The organism is Streptomyces sp. NPDC006339 (assembly GCF_040612775.1).
Lineage (GTDB): Bacteria > Actinomycetota > Actinomycetes > Streptomycetales > Streptomycetaceae > Streptomyces.
In genome coordinates this window covers 1-14,977 of the sequence record NZ_JBEXQW010000073.1, presented here as the reverse complement: position 1 = coordinate 14,977, position 14,977 = coordinate 1, and the positions used below count along the sequence as shown (strand labels likewise).

Below are 14,977 nucleotides of genomic sequence, written 5' to 3'. Positions count from 1 at the left end.
AGGATTCCCATGCACGTACTCATCCTCGGCGGGACGACCGAGGCCCGCGCCCTGGCCGGGCTGCTGCACTCCGGGCACCCCGGGTACTCCGGGCCCCCCGGGCGCCCCGGCCTGCGGGTGACCAGCTCGCTCGCCGGGCGGGTCGCCGCGCCCCGGCTGCCGGTGGGCGAGGTGCGGATCGGCGGCTTCGGCGGGGCGGAGGGGCTCGCCGCGTGGCTGCGGGAGAACGCCGTGGACGCGGTCATCGACGCCACCCATCCCTTCGCGGAGCGGATCAGTTTCCACGCGGCCCGGGCGGCCGCCACCGCCCATGTTCCCCTGCTGGCCCTGCGCCGCCCCGGCTGGGTCCCGGTCGAGGGGGACGACTGGCACGAGGTCGCGTCCCTCGACGAGGCCGCGGCGGCCCTCGACGGCCTCCGCGACCGGGGCGGCCACCGGGTCGACCGGGTCTTCCTCACCACCGGCCGGATGGGTCTCGCGGCCTTCGCCGGGCGCCCCGAGTGGTTCCTCGTCCGCTCCGTGGACGCGCCCGAGCCCCCGATGCCGGCCCGGACCGAGGTCCTCCTGGACCGGGGGCCGTTCACGCTGGAGGGAGAGCGGGAACTGATCGCCCGCCACCGCGTCGACGTCCTGGTGACGAAGGACAGCGGCGCCGCCGCCACCGCCCCCAAGCTCACCGCCGCCCGCGAGGCCGGCCTCCCCGTCGTCATCGTCCGCCGCCCGCCCGTCCCGGAGGGCGTCCCGACGGCGGCGACCCCGGAGGAGGCCGCGGCCTGGCTCCGCTCTCCGGCACCCCGGCGATCACCCCCGCCGCACCGGGGTCACCCCCACCCGTAGCGGCGCGCTCACCCGTAGCGGCGCGGTGTCCAGGTGATCGTGCGGCCGTCGGCGCGCTCGACCGCGCGGGTCTGGGAGGAGCCGATGAGCAGCAGGGTGCGCATGTCGACCTCGGAGGGGTCCAGGGTCTTCAGGGTGAGGACGCGGACCGACTGCTCGGGGCCGCCGACGTCGCGGGCGACGACCACCGGGGTGTCGGGGGAGCGGACCTCCAGGAGGAGGTCGCGGGCGGCGGCCACCTGGTGGGTGCGGGAGCGGGAGCCCGGGTTGTAGATCGCGAGGACCAGGTCGGCCTCGGCGGCGGCGCGCAGCCGGCGGGCGATGACGTCCCAGGGCTTGAGCCGGTCCGAGAGCGAGATCGTCGCGTAGTCGTGGCCGAGGGGCGCCCCTGCGGCGGCGGCCGCGGCGTTGGCGGCGGTCACGCCCGGCAGGACCCGTACGGGCACGTCGGCGTACCGCTCCTCGGAGGCGACCTCCAGGACGGCGGTGGCCATGGCGAAGACGCCCGGGTCGCCGCCCGACACGACGGCGACGCGCCGCCCGCGCCGGGCCAGGTCGAGGGCGAACTCGGCCCGCTCCGACTCGACCTTGTTGTCGGAGCCGTGCCGCCGCTGCCCGGCCCGCAGCACCGGGACCCGGTCCAGGTAGGTGGTGTAGCCGACGAGGTCGTCGGCGTTGACCAGCGCGCCGCGCGACTCGGGGGTCAGCCAGGGCGCCCCGGCAGGCCCGGTGCCGACGACCACGACCTCGCCGACGGCCTCCCGGGACTCGGGGGCGACGGCGTCGATACGGGAGGGGAGGACGGCGACCGAGAAGTACGGGACGGTCGTCGGGTCCACGTCGGACAGCGCGTCCGTCCGCTCGCCCGGCATGAACGCCCGCTCCACGTACCGCGCGTCCTCCAGCCGGCCGGCCCGCTCCAGGGCGCGCCGCACGGTCGGGAAGGTGCGGCCGAGCTTCATCACGACGGCCGAGTCGGTGGCGGCGAGGCGGGCGGTCAGCTCGTCCTCCGGCAGGGTGCCGGGGATGATCGTGAGCACCTCCTCGGCCTCGCACAGCGGCTCACCGAGCCGGGCCGCGGCGGCGCTGACCGACGTGACGCCGGGGATGACGGTCGTGTCGTAGCGGTCGGCGAGCCGCTTGTGCATGTGTTGGTACGAGCCGTAGAAGAGCGGGTCGCCCTCGGCGAGGACGGCGACGGTGCGGCCGGCGTCCAGGTGGGCGGCGAGGCGGGCCGACGCCTCCTCGTAGAAGTCGTCGAGCGCGCCCCGGTAGCCGCCGGGGTGGTCGGTGGTCTCCACGGTGAGCGGGTACATCAGCCGCTCCTCGATGTGGTCCTCGCGGATGTGCTCGGCGGCGATCGAGCGGGCGATGGACCGGCCGTGGCGGGCCGAGTGGTACGCGATGACGTCGGCGGAGGCGATGGCCTTGACGGCCGCCACGGTCATCAGGTCCGGGTCGCCGGGCCCGAGCCCGACCCCGTACAGCTTGCCCTTCACCATGGTCATGCCTGGATCTCCGCTTCGTGCGCTATCGCGTTGATGGCGGCGGCGGTCATGGCGCTGCCGCCGCGCCGGCCCCGGACGACGAGGTAGTCGAGGCCGAGGGTGTTCTCCGCGAGGGCGTCCTTGGACTCGGCCGCGCCGATGAAGCCGACCGGTATGCCGAGGACGGCGGCCGGCCGCCCGGCCCCCTTCCCGATCATCTCCAGGAGGTGGAAGAGCGCGGTCGGCGCGTTGCCGATGGCCACCACGGACCCTTCGAGCCGGTCCCGCCACAGCTCCAGGGCCGCGGCCGAGCGGGTGGTGCCGAGCTCGGCGGCGAGGGCGGGCACGGAGGGGTCGGAGAGGGTGCAGACCACGTCGTTGTCGGCGGGCAGCCGCTTGCGGGTGACACCGCTGGCGACCATCTGCGCGTCGCAGAGGATGGGCGCGCCGGCGCGCAGCGCGGCACGGGCGGCGGTCACGACACCGGGGGAGTGGGCGACGTCCTTGACGAGGTCGGTCATGCCGCAGGCGTGGATCATCCGCACCGCGACCTGGGCGACGTCGGCGGGCAGGCCCGCGAGGTCCGCCTCGGCGCGGATCGTGGCAAAGGACCGGCGGTAGATCTCCGCGCCGTCCTTCTCGTACTCGAACATCCTGTTGCTCTCGCTCATCTCGTGGTGCGGGCGGTGGCCACTGCTTCGGTCAGGGAGGTACGGGGGGTGGGGGCGCCGTCCACCAGATAGCCGCCGCCCTCGACGGCGAGGACGTCGACCCAGGCGCCGTGCGGGTGCCCGCAGCGGCGCTCGCACCCGGAATAGTGCACGGGCAGCCCCCCGGCCGGCGCGTCCCCGGCGTCCGCCCGGACATCCGCCAACGCCTTGCCGCAACCGGGCCGCCCGGTACAGGCGGTGACCCCGGCGAGGGGAGCGCGCGGGGAGGTGACGAGCCCGAGCGCGCGGAGCGCGTCGAGCCGGGCGGACAGGCCGGCACGGTGCCCGTGCGGCGCGTCGGCGGGCCGGTGGGCGGGGTCGTCCGTCTGCCCGTGCGGCTGCCCGTGCGGGGCGTCGGCGGACTGGCGGGCGGGGTCGTCCGTCTGCCCGTGCGGCTGCCCGTGCGGCGCGTCGGCGGACCGGTGGTCGGCGCCCACGGCGCCCACCGCGCCCACCGCGCCCACCGCGCCCACCGCGACCACCCCGCGCCACGGCGTGAGGCGCAGCTCCTCGGCCCCGTCGGCCAGGGCGCGCAACTGGGCGGCGGTGAGGCGGCCGAGGGGGGCGAGCACGTACAGGCCGGTCGCGCCGAGCACCCCGGGCGCGGGCGGTGCGCCGTGCTGCGGGAGCCGCGCGTCCGGTACGGGCTCCGCGGCGATCCCCGCGCGGGCGAGCGCCCCGGCCACGTCGAGCGCCGCCCCCGGCGGCAGTTCCCGCACCCGCCAGGCCCCGTTCCCCGCCTCCCGCGCCGCCGCCAGAAACGCCTCGGCCCCGGCCAACGCGGCCCGCGCCGCGTCCTCCCCGGCGACGCGGAAGCACTCTTCTCCGACGAACAGGAGCGCCGCCCCGGCACCGGCCGGGCCCGCGCCCCCCGCGTCCGCCCCGACTGCGATCAAGGTCACATCCCCGCCGAGGCCCGCCACGTCCCCCCGGCCGGCGTCCAGGACGAAGAGGAAACGGCCGGAAAGCGCCGTCGTCCAGGGCTGCGCGCACAGCAGGGAGTCCAGCTCGCGGGCCCACAACTGGGCCGGGCCGTGGCCGAGTCCGGTGAGGTCGGCGGCCGGGGACGCGACGATGTTGCGGACGCGTTCGTGGCCGGGGGAGGGCAGCAGGCCCGCGTCGTCGAGGAGGGCGGCCAGGCGGGTGCCGCAGTCGTCGGCGAGGCCGCGCAGTTCGGCGTTGCCGCGCGAGGTGATGCTGATCCGCCCGTCGCCCAGGGTCTCCGCCGCCAGGGCCAGCGCCTCGGACTGACGGACCGTCAAGCGCCCGCCGGGCAGGCGCAGTCGGGCCAGGCGGCCGTCGTCGGCCGGGTGCAGGCGCAGCGCCCCCGGGCAGGCGTCGCCACGGTCCCGTATGCGAGCTTCGCCCGGTTCGGACGTCGAGGGTGGGGTGGGCGGCATGGCGGCGAGCATACCCACGGGAAACCGGCCGACCACCGGGTGTGATCCGGCCGACTCTCCCGTCCCCTCCGGCCCGCCGACCGCACGATCTAGGATGCAGACCGGCATGGGGTCCCAGGGCCCCGGGGAGGAAGCCCGGTGAGAATCCGGCGCGGTCCCGCCACTGTGAGCCGTTCCGGCCGCGCGCCCAGCGCGACCCGCGACCGGTGAGCCAGGAACTCCCGCCGTCCATACGACCACCCGGGGCGCGGACAACCCCGAGGAAGGGCCCGAGCTCGCCATGCTCCTGCTGCTGTCGCACTCCGACACCGACCTGCTCAGCGCCCGCGCGGCCGGTGGCCCGGTCCCGTACCGGTTCGCGAACCCCGCACGGCTGCCCCTCGCCGACCTCCCCGCCCTCCTCGACGGCGCCGACCTCGTCGTCGTACGCCTCCTCGGGGGCCTGCGCTCCTGGGAGGAGGGCCTGGACGCGGTCCGCGCCGCCGGAAAGCCGGTGGTCGTGCTCAGCGGCGAACAGGCCCCCGACGCCCAGTTGATGGAGACGTCCACCGTCCCGATCGGCGTCGCCACCGAGGCCCACGCCTACCTCGCGCACGGCGGCCCGGCCAACCTGGAGCAGCTCGCCCGGTTCCTCTCCGACACCGTCCTGCTCACCGGCCACGGCTTCGAGGCCCCCGCGCCCGCCCCCACCTGGGGCCCGCTGGAGCGCACCCCGAAGAACACGGCCACCGACGGCCCGACCGTCGCCGTGCTCTACTACCGCGCCCACCACATGAGCGGCAACACCGCCTTCGTCGGCGCCCTGTGCGACGCGATCGAGGAGGCCGGCGGCCGGGCGGAGGCCCTGTACGTGGCCTCCCTGCGCGCGCCCGAGCCCGAGCTGCTCGACGAGCTGCGCGGCGCCGACGCGATCGTGACGACGGTCCTCGCCGCCGGCGGCACCAAGCCCGCCGAGGCGCAGGCCGGCGGCGACGAGGAGGCATGGGACGCGGGCGCGCTCGCCGCGCTCGACGTGCCGATCCTCCAGGCGCTGTGCCTGACCGGCTCCCGCTCCGCCTGGGAGGAGAACGACGAGGGCCTGTCGCCGCTGGACGCCGCCAGCCAGGTCGCGGTCCCCGAGTTCGACGGCCGGCTCATCACCGTCCCGTTCTCCTTCAAGGAGATCGACGAGGACGGCCTCCCGGCGTACGTGGCCGACGCCGAGCGCGCCGCCCGCGTCGCCGGCATCGCCGTCCGCCACGCCCGCCTCCGGCACATCCCGAACGCCGAGAAGAAGCTGGCGCTCGTCCTCTCCGCGTACCCGACCAAGCACTCCCGCATCGGCAACGCCGTCGGCCTCGACACCCCCGCCTCCGCCGTCGCCCTGCTCCGGCGCCTCGTCGCCGAGGGCTACGACTTCGGGCCCGAGGACGAGATCCCCGGCCTGGTCTCCGGCGACGGCGACGAGCTGATCTACGCCCTGATCGAGGCCGGCGGCCACGACCAGGACTGGCTCACCGAGGAGCAGCTCGCCCGCAACCCGGTCCGCATCCCGGCCGCCGACTACAAGCGCTGGTACGCGCGGCTCCCGCAGGAGCTGCGCGACGAGGTCGAGCAGCACTGGGGCCCGCCGCCGGGCGAGATGTTCCTGGACCGCTCCCGCAACCCGGAGGGCGACATCGTCCTCGCCGCCCTGCGGCGCGGGAACCTGCTGATCCTCATCCAGCCGCCGCGCGGCTTCGGCGAGAACCCGATCGCGATCTACCACGACCCCGATCTGCCGCCCTCCCACCACTACCTGGCCGCCTACCGCTGGATCGCCGCCCGCGCCGAGGACGGCGGCTTCGGCGCCGACGCGATGGTGCACCTCGGCAAGCACGGCAACCTGGAGTGGCTGCCGGGCAAGAACGCCGGCCTGTCCGCCGCCTGCGGCCCGGACGCGGCCCTCGGCGACCTGCCGCTGATCTACCCGTTCCTGGTCAACGACCCGGGCGAGGGCACCCAGGCCAAGCGCCGGGTCCACGCCACCCTGGTCGACCACCTCGTGCCGCCGATGGCCCGCGCCGAGTCGTACGGCGACATCACGCGCCTGGAGCAGTTGCTCGACGAGTACGCGCAGATCTCCTCCATGGACCCGTCGAAGCTGCCGGCGATCCGCGCCCAGATCTGGACGCTGATCCAGGCCGCGAAGCTCGACCACGACCTGGGCCTCGAGGACCGGCCGGACGACGACGGCTTCGACGACTTCCTGCTGCACGTCGACGGCTGGCTGTGCGAGGTCAAGGACGCCCAGATCCGCGACGGCCTGCACGTCCTCGGCGGCGCCCCGACCGGCCCCGAGCGGGTCAACCTGGTCCTGTCGATCCTGCGCGCCCGCCAGATCTGGGGCGGTACGCAGGCGCTGCCGGGCCTGCGCGAGGCCCTGGGCCTGGACGAGTCGGCCGCGACCCGCTCAGGCGCCGACGAGGCGGAGGCGACGGCGCGCGCGCTGGTCGAGGCGATGGAGGCGGCGGACTGGTCCGTGGACGCGGTCGAGTCGGTCGCCGCCGGGCACGGCCCGGACGTGGCGGCCGTGCTGCGCTTCGCCTGCGAGCAGGTCGTGCCGCGCCTCGCCGCCACCACCGACGAGCTCACCCACGCCGTCCACGCCCTGAACGGCGGCTTCGTCCCGGCCGGCCCCTCCGGCTCGCCGCTGCGCGGCCTGGTCAACGTGCTGCCGACCGGCCGCAACTTCTACTCCGTCGACCCCAAGGCCGTCCCCTCCCGCCTCGCCTGGGAGACCGGCCAGGCCCTCGCCGACTCGCTCCTGGAGCGCTACCGCGCGGACAACGGCGAGTGGCCGACCTCCGTCGGCCTGTCCCTGTGGGGCACCAGCGCGATGCGCACCGCCGGCGACGACGTGGCGGAGGCGCTCGCCCTGCTCGGCGTCCGCCCGGTGTGGGACGAGGCGTCGCGCCGCGTCAACGGCCTGGAGCCGATCCCGCTCGCCGAGCTCGGCCGCCCGCGCGTCGACGTGACCCTGCGCATCTCCGGCTTCTTCCGCGACGCGTTCCCGCACGTCATCGGCCTGCTCGACGACGCCGTACGGCTCGTCGCGGGCCTGGACGAGCCGGCCGAGCAGAACTACGTGCGGGCCCACGCGCAGGCCGACCTGGCCGAGCACGGCGACGAGCGGCGCGCCACCACCCGTATCTTCGGCTCGCGGCCGGGGACGTACGGCGCGGGTCTGCTCCAGTTGATCGACTCGCGCGACTGGCGCACCGACGCCGACCTCGCCGAGGTGTACACGGTGTGGGGCGGTTACGCGTACGGGCGCGGCCTGGAGGGCCGTCCGGCGCGCGCCGAGATGGAGACCGCCTACAAGCGGATCGCGGTCGCGGCCAAGAACACCGATACCCGCGAGCACGACATCGCCGACTCGGACGACTACTTCCAGTACCACGGCGGCATGGTCGCGACCGTGCGCGCGCTGCGGGGCACGGCCCCGGAGGCGTACATCGGCGACTCCACCCGCCCGGAGACGGTCCGCACCCGCACGCTCGTCGAGGAGACCTCGCGCGTCTTCCGGGCCCGCGTGGTGAACCCCCGCTGGATCGAGGCGATGCGCCGCCACGGCTACAAGGGCGCCTTCGAGCTGGCGGCGACGGTCGACTACCTCTTCGGCTACGACGCCACGACCGGCGTGGTCGCCGACTGGATGTACGACAAGCTGACCGAGGCGTACGTCCTCGACCCGGAGAACCAGGCATTCCTGAAGGAGGCCAACCCGTGGGCGCTGCACGGCATCGCCGAGCGGCTCCTGGAGGCCGAGTCCCGCGGCATGTGGGAGAAGCCGGACCCGGAGACGCTGGCCGCGCTGCGGCAGGTCTTCCTGGAGACGGAGGGCGACCTCGAAGGCGGCACGGACGGCGCGGACGGTTCGGACGGCTGAGTTACGATCCGGGCGTGACCTGGGGTGGGGTGGTGGGCGTGCGAGCCCGTGGAACGGTGATGGCGACGGCGGCGCTGGGGCTGAGCGTGGCCCTGGCGGCCTGCTCGGGCTCCGGCGCGGGCGACGGCGGCAAGGCCCCGAAGCCGAGCGGGACGTCGAGCGCGCCGGGCACCCCGGCCCCCTCCGGTACGCCGACCCCGCCGGCGACGACCGGCGCGGCGGACCCGGCCCTGGACCGGGCCACGCCGACGACCACGCCGTCCAGCCAGGGCGTGAAGCCCAGCAGGCCCTCCTGGCAGAAGAAGACCCTTCAGCCGAAGAAGCCCTGACGGCGGCCGCTCCTGGCGTTACGAGGACCCCTTCGCGGCCTTGACGGCGGCCGCCGCGTTGACGTTCCCGAGGCCCAGCTTCGGGAGGTTCCGCGGATTGGCCGCCGTGTCGCGGATCGTCTTCATGATCGCCGCCGGGTCCAGGCCCTGCCGGTGGAGCAGGGCGGCGACGGCGGCGACGTACGGCGAGGCCATCGACGTGCCGGACAGGGTGCCGTAGCCCGAGGTGTTCCCGGCCGTCTCCTGCGTCCGGTACGTCGGCAGCGTGGACAGGATGTCCACGCCCGGCGCGGCGACGGCGTTCTGGGCGCCGAAGTTGGTGAAGGAGGCGGGTGCGCCGTTCTCGCCGGCGGCGTTGACGACCAGCACCGGGGTGTCCAGCTTGTAGGGCTGGAGCAGTGTGGAGTCGTTCCCGGCGGCGGCCACCACGACCGCGCCCTTGCCGTTGGCCGCGGCGATGGCCTGGTTCAGCACGCCGCCCTTGAGCAGCCGGGCCATCAGGCCGGACTCGCCGAGGGAGAGGTTGATGACGTCGGCGCCGTGCTGCGCGGCCCAGACGATGCCCTTGGTGATGGCGTCGTTGCTGCCGCTGCCGTCCGCGCCGAGCACCCGCACCGGCATGATCTTCGCCCCCGGCGCGCCGCCCGCGACGCCGATGCCGTTGTCCGTGTGGGCGGCGGCGATGCCGGCGACATGGGTGCCGTGGCCGTTGAGGTCCCGGGGGTCGTCGTCGTTGTCGACGAAGTCGTGGCCGGCGACGAGACGGCCCTTCAGATCCGGGTGATCGGGGTCGACCCCGGTGTCGACGACGGCGATGACCGTGTCGTCCGCCTCGGCGGTGTCCCACGCCTCGGGCAGCTTCAGCGCGTCGAGGGCCCACTGCTGCCCGCGCAGGGGGTCGGGCTTGTCGGCCTCGTCGTCGGCGTCGCCGCCGCATCCGGTGGTCACGGCGGCGACGAGGGCGGTGAGGGCCGTGAGTGCGGCGAGGGTGGCGGTGGCGGGCCGTCGGCGCATGTATTTCTCCCGATCTCTCCCGATCCGAGCGTGTTCGCCCCAGTCAAGCGTCGGGCGCCGGGACCCGCATCCCGAACCGCCGCCCGCATCCCGAACCGCCTCTTGCGGCGGGGACACGCCCCCGGCCCGGCCCCTACGGCACCCGGCAGCCCAGCCGGACGTTCCAGCGGCCGGCCCGGCCGGACAGGTCGACGCCGTGGAGGGGGCGGATGTCCATGCGCCAGAAGGCGGCGTCCGGCGCGCCGAGCGCGTGGGTGACGGCCGCGCGGATCACGTCCGGCTCGGCGAAGGCGAGGACGGTGCCCGGCTCCAGGGCCTCCAGCCAGGCCGCGACCCGCTCGCGCAGGTGCCGCAGCGACTCGCCGCCGTGCGGGGCCGCGTCCGGGTCGGAGAGCCAGGCGGCCACCGACTCCGGTTCCTCGGCGGTCAGTTCGTCGAGGGTGCGGCCCCGCCACCGCCCCATCGCACAGCCCGCGAGGGCCGGTTCGGCCGGCACGTCCGCGAGGCCGAGGAGTTCGGCCGTCTCCCGGCAGCGGGTGGAGGGCGACCGGACCGTCCGCACCCGGGGCGCCGGGCACAGCCGGCCCGCCGCCCCGCCCCGTACCGGCTCCAGCGGACCGTCGTCGTCGAACCGGGCCTCGCGCTGCGCCAGGCTCATGGCCGGGGCGATCAGGGTGACGTGAACGGTCGTGGCGGCCATGGGTGATTCATCCCTCACTGTCGGCAGAGCTCTTCGGGCGCTCTTGGCGCGGCGTGTCCGGCGCGGTACGGTCAGGCGACATTTCCACAGAACGACGACGGCGAGACGGAAGTCCGGTGAGAGTCCGGCACGGTCGCGCCACTGTGAGCCCCCCCGGGACCCCAACCGCAGGCCCGGGAAGGCGAGTCAGACCCGAAGACCGTCGTCGCGCACCACCGTATGGGACGCGAGTTCCCGAGGAGGTTCCACCATGGCCGAGGCCATTGCGTCGCCCGCCGTCACGTCCACCCCGTCCGTCGCCCCCGTCTCGCTGCCGGTCCGCGCCGTTCTCCCGTGGGCGGCCTTCGTCGGCGTCCTGGCGCTCGTCGCGCTCTACTTCGTCGGTGCCGAGCAGGGGGCGACCTCGCTCTTCGCGGGCGAGGGCGTGCACGAGTGGGTGCACGACGGTCGCCACCTGCTCGGTTTCCCCTGCCACTGAGGGGCCACCGCACCGTGTCCGCTTCAACGGATCCCACCACTCCCACGGGCTCGCTCGTCGGGAAGCTCCTGGTCCGCGGCATGCTCGCGGGCCTGATCGCCGGACTGTTCGCCTTCGCCGTGGCCTACGTCGTCGGTGAGCCGTCCGTCAACGCCTCGATCGCCGTCGAGGAGGCCGCCGCCAAGGCGGAGCACGCCTCCGCGCACACCCACGGCGGCGGCGGTCACGGCGCGGGCCACGGCGCTGGCGCCGGCGAGGCCGAGGCGGCCGAGGAAGAGCTCGTCAGCCGGGACCTGCAGTCCACCGCGGGGCTCGCCACCGGCGTCCTCGTCTACGGTGTCGCGCTCGGCGGCATCGCGTCCCTGGCGTTCTGCTTCGTCCTGGGACGGCTCGGCCGGTTCACCCCGAAGGCCACCGCGGCGCTCGTCGCGGCGGCGGCCTTCACCACGGTCTATCTCGTGCCGTTCCTCAAGTACCCGGCGACCCCTCCGGCCGTCGGCAACCCGGACACCATCGGGAAGCGCACCACGCTCTTCTTCCTGATGATCCTGCTCAGCGTGCTGCTCGGCATCGCGGCGGTCGTCCTCGGCCGCCGCCTCGCCCCGAAGCTCGGCAACTGGAACGCGACCGTCGTCGCGGGCGCGGCCTTCGTCGCCGCGGTCGCGGTCGCCTGCGCGTTCCTGCCCGGCAACGGGGACGCCGTCGCCGCGGACTTCCCGGCCGCCGTGCTGTGGGAGTTCCGGCTCGCGACCCTGGGCATCCAGGCGGCCCTGTGGGTGGTCTTCGGACTCGCCTTCGGGCTGCTCGCCGAGCGGCTGCTCGCGCCGAGGCCCGCCTCGACGCCGGCGGTCGGGGCGGCTGCCGCCGCCTGAGCCCCCGTAACGCCACGTCGCCACGTCGGCCCCGTACCCCCACCGCGGTGTACGGGGCCGACGGCGTTCAGGACGGCGGCCGGAGCTCGCGGACCGGCGCCCCGGCCAGGAACGCCTCGATGTCCTCGACGGCCTGGCCGAAGTAGCGGGCGTAGTTCGCCTCCGTCACGTACCCCAGGTGCGGCAGCGCGAGCACGTTCGGCAGGGTCCGCAGCGGGTCGTCGGCCGGCAGCGGCTCCGTCTCGTAGACATCGAGCCCGGCCCCCGCGATCCACCCCTCCCGCAGCGCGCGCAGCAGCGCGGCCCCGTCGACGAGCCCGGCACGGGAGGTGTTGACCAGGTACGCGTGCGGGCGCATCGCCCGCAGTTCCGGCTCCCCGATCAGGCCGCGGGTGCGGTCGGAGAGCACCAGGTGCAGCGACACCACGTCACCGGCGCCCAGGAGTTCACGGAGGGAGCCGGCCCTGCGTACGCCGTGCTCGGCGGCCCGCTCGTCCGTCAGGTTCGGGCTCCAGGCGATCACGTCCATGCCGAAGGCGAGACCGATGCGGGCCATCCGGCCACCGATCTTGCCGAGGCCCACGAGCCCCAGCGTGCGGCCGGCGAGGTCCGTGCCGACCGTCGACTGCCACGGCCCGCCGTCCCGCATCGCCCGGCTCTCCACGTGCACCTGCCGGGCGAGCCCCAGGATCAGCGCCCAGGTCAGCTCGGTCGGCGGCACCGCACTGCTGTCCGTGCCGCAGGCGGTGACGCCCCGCGCGCGGGCCGCCGCCACGTCGATCGAGGCGTTGCGCATGCCGGAGGTGATCAGCAGCCGGAGCCGCGGCAGCCGCCCGAGGAGCTCGGCGTCGACCGGGGTGCGCTCGCGCATCACGACGAGGATCTCGCAGTCCTCGACGGCGGCGACCAGCGCGTCCCGGTCGGTGAGGTGCTCCCGCAGCACCCGCACCTCGACCCGGCCGTCCAGCGGGCTCCAGTCGGCGGAGGAGAGGGCGACGCCCTGGTAGTCGTCGAGGATCGCGCAGCGCAGTCTCATGCACCGCATGATCGCGCACGCGCCCTACGGCCCTGAGCGCGCCCCCGCCCGTATCCCGCCGTCCTACTTCCAGTTGATGCGGGCCTTGACGGCGCGCGCCGCCTTCCAGCCGAAGCTGACGGCGTACGCGGAGACCGCCGAGGGCGCCGGCTTGAGCTGGAGCAGCAGCTCGCCGTCGCGGGGCCCGACGCGCACGGTGTGCAGCCGCTTGCCGGCCCCGGGCAGGGACACGGCGTGCTCGTCGGCCCGCTTGCTGACCTTGCCGCCCAGGGCGGTGCCGAGGGCGCCGCGCGCGGTCAGGCCGTGGGCCGAGCAGCGCAGCGAGAGGTGCCAGTCGCCCTTGGAGAGGGCGCCGCCGCCGTCGACGGTGGCCAGGTCGACGGAGGCCCGGAAGCAGGCCCGCCCGTAGTCGTAGGTCTCCTTGCCGCGGCTGACGGTCAGGTGCGGCGAGGGCACCTGCTCGGCGGTGACGGCGACCTCGCGGCCGGTGCCGACGTGCTTGAGGACCACCTCGGTGACGAGGTCGTCGGTGTCGACCTGGTCGAGGTAGCCGTAACCGGCCAGTTCCAGGACCGTGCCGCGCCAGGCGAGCCGGTCGACCCGCCGGCGCGGGCTGGCGCCGATCGCCGTCGCCGTGATGTCGCACAGCTCCTCGAAGACGGGGGAGTCGGCGGCCGGGAACGGCGGCGTGGCGTACACCCTGCCGTCGCGGACCACGGCCTTGCCGGGGCGGCCGGCGAGCTGCCAGGCCACGACCTCGGCGAGCTCGTCGACGAGGCCCTCGCGCAGGCAGTGCGCGACGAGCTTCTCGTTCACCGGCATCTTGGCCAGGATCGCCGGGTTGATCCACTTCTCCGCGTACGGGCGTGCCAGCTCCACCATGCGCTTGCGCTCGCCGCCGTCGGCGTCGAGGAAGCGCTGGTCGAAGCGCCGGATCATCTCGACGTTGACGTGGCGTCCGACCAGGTGGTCGCGCAGCGGGCCGGGTTCGGTCAGACCGGTGACCAGCGTGACCATCTCGTCGGCCTGCTCCAGGGCCACGGTGAAGTCGATGCCGTTCGCGGTGATGTTGCCCTCGTCGCCCCGCTTGACGACGTAGTAGCAGTCGTAGTCGCCGACGGTCGAGATGACCTTGCTGTGCAGATACGCCTGGGCGACGAAGTACTGGTCCTCGCTGATCCGCATGTGCTCGGGGAAGCGGATGCCGTGCTTCTCGATCATCGCGCGCCGGAACAGCTTGAACGGCATGAGGGTGTAGTAGGCGTCGCCCTTGGACAGGTCGACCTTGTCCACGTTCTTGGCGAAGACCTGCTTCGGCACCCGGCGTCCGACGCCGATCAGCTTGGCGAGGACGGTGTCGGAGCCGTTCTTCTCGGCCATCGCGACCAGCCGCTCCAGGGCCTCGGGCCCGAGGCAGTCGTCGCCGTCGACGAAGAAGAGGTACGTGCCGGTGGCGTTCTCGATGCCGACGTTCCGCGGCCTGCTGGGCCCGCCGGACGCCTCCTGGTGCACGACCTTCACGGCCTCCGGGTACCGCGCGGCCCACGCGTCGAGCAGCTCGCCGCTGCCGTCGGTGCTGCCGTCGTCGACGGCGACGATCTCGAGTGCGTCCATGCCGATGGTCTGCTGCTCGATGGACTGGAGGGTCAGTTCCAGGTAGGGCATCGAGTTGTAGACGGGGACGACGAGCGAGACCGTGGGCGTACGCGGGACGTTCATCTCTCAGAATCCCCCATGCAGATCTTGTGAAAAGGGCTGGTCGCGATGGCGCATCGTATCGCCCGTCCGGTACCCGTGGCGCCGCGGTCGTCGAGGTGCGCGGTGCACCGCGCCGACCGCGTGCCGCCGGGCGGGGAAGCCGGGCCCTTTCCTCCTACCCGCTGAGGCTCGGACCCTGCCCTCGTCCCCCGGCCCTCGCCCCCTGCCGCTGGACCGTGCCCTCGTCCCCCGGCCCCTGTCCACCGGCGGCGGACCGGGCCCTCGCGTCACCGCTGCCGCTCGGCGAGGGCCGGTCGCTCAGTCCGCGGCCGGCGGCTGGGGTTCGCCCGCCGCGCGGCGGTACTCGGCGTTGATGCGCTGCGCTTCCTGGAGCTGGTCCTCCAGGATGATGATGCGGCAGGCCGCCTCGATCGGGGTGCCCTGGTCCACGAGTTCGCGGGCGCGGGCGGCGATGCGCAACTGGTAGCGCGAGTAGCGGCGGTGGC

The 14,977-nt window shown here is 74.8% G+C and carries 12 protein-coding genes, 1 pseudogene and 1 riboswitch; of the genes and pseudogenes, 5 read left to right on the top strand and 8 right to left on the bottom strand.

The window, feature by feature from the left end:
• Window positions 1–9: 9 nt before the first annotated feature.
• Window positions 10–837, top strand: a complete 828-nt coding sequence (locus tag ABZ135_RS36005) for a cobalt-precorrin-6A reductase (protein WP_356702119.1) — start codon at window positions 10–12, stop codon at window positions 835–837.
• An 8-nt stretch (window positions 838–845) separates the two neighbouring features.
• On the opposite strand, the gene cobJ is transcribed toward ABZ135_RS36005, so the two are convergent.
• The 3 genes from cobJ to ABZ135_RS35990 are packed head-to-tail and all read right to left on the bottom strand — an operon-like array spanning window position 846 to window position 4,446.
• The gene (gene cobJ, locus ABZ135_RS36000; protein ID WP_356702118.1) at window positions 846–2,345 is read right to left on the bottom strand and encodes a precorrin-3B C(17)-methyltransferase; all 1,500 of its coding nucleotides are present in this window, start codon (window positions 2,343–2,345) and stop codon (window positions 846–848) included.
• Window positions 2,342–2,995, bottom strand: a complete 654-nt coding sequence (locus ABZ135_RS35995) for a precorrin-8X methylmutase (RefSeq protein WP_356702117.1) — start codon at window positions 2,993–2,995, stop codon at window positions 2,342–2,344. Before ABZ135_RS35995 ends, cobJ begins: the two co-directional genes overlap by 4 nt.
• Window positions 2,992–4,446: a cobalamin biosynthesis protein CobG gene (locus ABZ135_RS35990; RefSeq protein WP_356702116.1), complete on the bottom strand. Its 1,455-nt coding sequence runs from the start codon at window positions 4,444–4,446 to the stop codon at window positions 2,992–2,994. Before ABZ135_RS35990 ends, ABZ135_RS35995 begins: the two co-directional genes overlap by 4 nt.
• A 115-nt stretch (window positions 4,447–4,561) precedes the next feature.
• A riboswitch (cobalamin riboswitch) is annotated at window positions 4,562–4,655 on the top strand.
• Window positions 4,656–4,714: 59 nt separating this feature from the next.
• On the opposite strand from ABZ135_RS35990, the gene cobN reads away from it, so the two are divergent.
• Together cobN and ABZ135_RS35980 are read left to right on the top strand one after the other, a co-directional pair.
• Window positions 4,715–8,344 carry a cobaltochelatase subunit CobN gene (cobN, locus tag ABZ135_RS35985; protein WP_356702115.1) on the top strand — a complete coding sequence of 1,210 codons (3,630 nt, stop codon included), beginning with the start codon at window positions 4,715–4,717 and terminating at the stop codon, window positions 8,342–8,344.
• Between the two features lie 14 nt (window positions 8,345–8,358).
• Window positions 8,359–8,673, top strand: a complete 315-nt coding sequence (locus ABZ135_RS35980) for a hypothetical protein (protein ID WP_356702113.1) — start codon at window positions 8,359–8,361, stop codon at window positions 8,671–8,673.
• 18 nt (window positions 8,674–8,691) lie between these two features.
• On the opposite strand, the gene ABZ135_RS35975 is transcribed toward ABZ135_RS35980, so the two are convergent.
• Window positions 8,692–9,687 carry a S8 family peptidase gene (locus ABZ135_RS35975; RefSeq protein ID WP_356702111.1) on the bottom strand — a complete coding sequence of 332 codons (996 nt, stop codon included), beginning with the start codon at window positions 9,685–9,687 and terminating at the stop codon, window positions 8,692–8,694.
• Between the two features lie 133 nt (window positions 9,688–9,820).
• Window positions 9,821–10,387 carry a histidine phosphatase family protein gene (locus ABZ135_RS35970; RefSeq protein ID WP_356702109.1) on the bottom strand — a complete coding sequence of 189 codons (567 nt, stop codon included), beginning with the start codon at window positions 10,385–10,387 and terminating at the stop codon, window positions 9,821–9,823.
• 250 nt (window positions 10,388–10,637) lie between these two features.
• Between ABZ135_RS35970 and ABZ135_RS35965 the strand changes: the two genes are divergently transcribed.
• Both ABZ135_RS35965 and ABZ135_RS35960 read left to right on the top strand, forming a co-directional pair.
• Window positions 10,638–10,865 (top strand): CbtB-domain containing protein, encoded by a 228-nt coding sequence (locus ABZ135_RS35965; protein ID WP_356702107.1) that lies wholly within the window; start codon window positions 10,638–10,640, stop codon window positions 10,863–10,865.
• A 14-nt stretch (window positions 10,866–10,879) separates the two neighbouring features.
• Window positions 10,880–11,737, top strand: coding sequence for a CbtA family protein (locus tag ABZ135_RS35960; protein WP_356702106.1), 858 nt, complete (start codon window positions 10,880–10,882; stop codon window positions 11,735–11,737).
• A gap of 67 nt (window positions 11,738–11,804) precedes the next feature.
• Here the strand turns inward: ABZ135_RS35960 and ABZ135_RS35955 are convergent, their stop codons facing one another.
• The 3 genes and pseudogenes from ABZ135_RS35955 to ABZ135_RS35945 all read right to left on the bottom strand — a co-directional run.
• On the bottom strand, window positions 11,805–12,773 hold the full coding sequence (locus tag ABZ135_RS35955) for a D-2-hydroxyacid dehydrogenase family protein (protein ID WP_356702104.1): 969 nt from the start codon (window positions 12,771–12,773) through the stop codon (window positions 11,805–11,807).
• A 63-nt stretch (window positions 12,774–12,836) separates the two neighbouring features.
• A complete protein-coding gene (locus ABZ135_RS35950; RefSeq protein ID WP_356702103.1) occupies window positions 12,837–14,492 on the bottom strand; it encodes a glycosyltransferase in 1,656 nt (551 codons plus the stop codon).
• A gap of 297 nt (window positions 14,493–14,789) precedes the next feature.
• Window positions 14,790–14,977 (bottom strand): annotated as a pseudogene (locus ABZ135_RS35945) (MerR family transcriptional regulator); the annotation flags it as partial.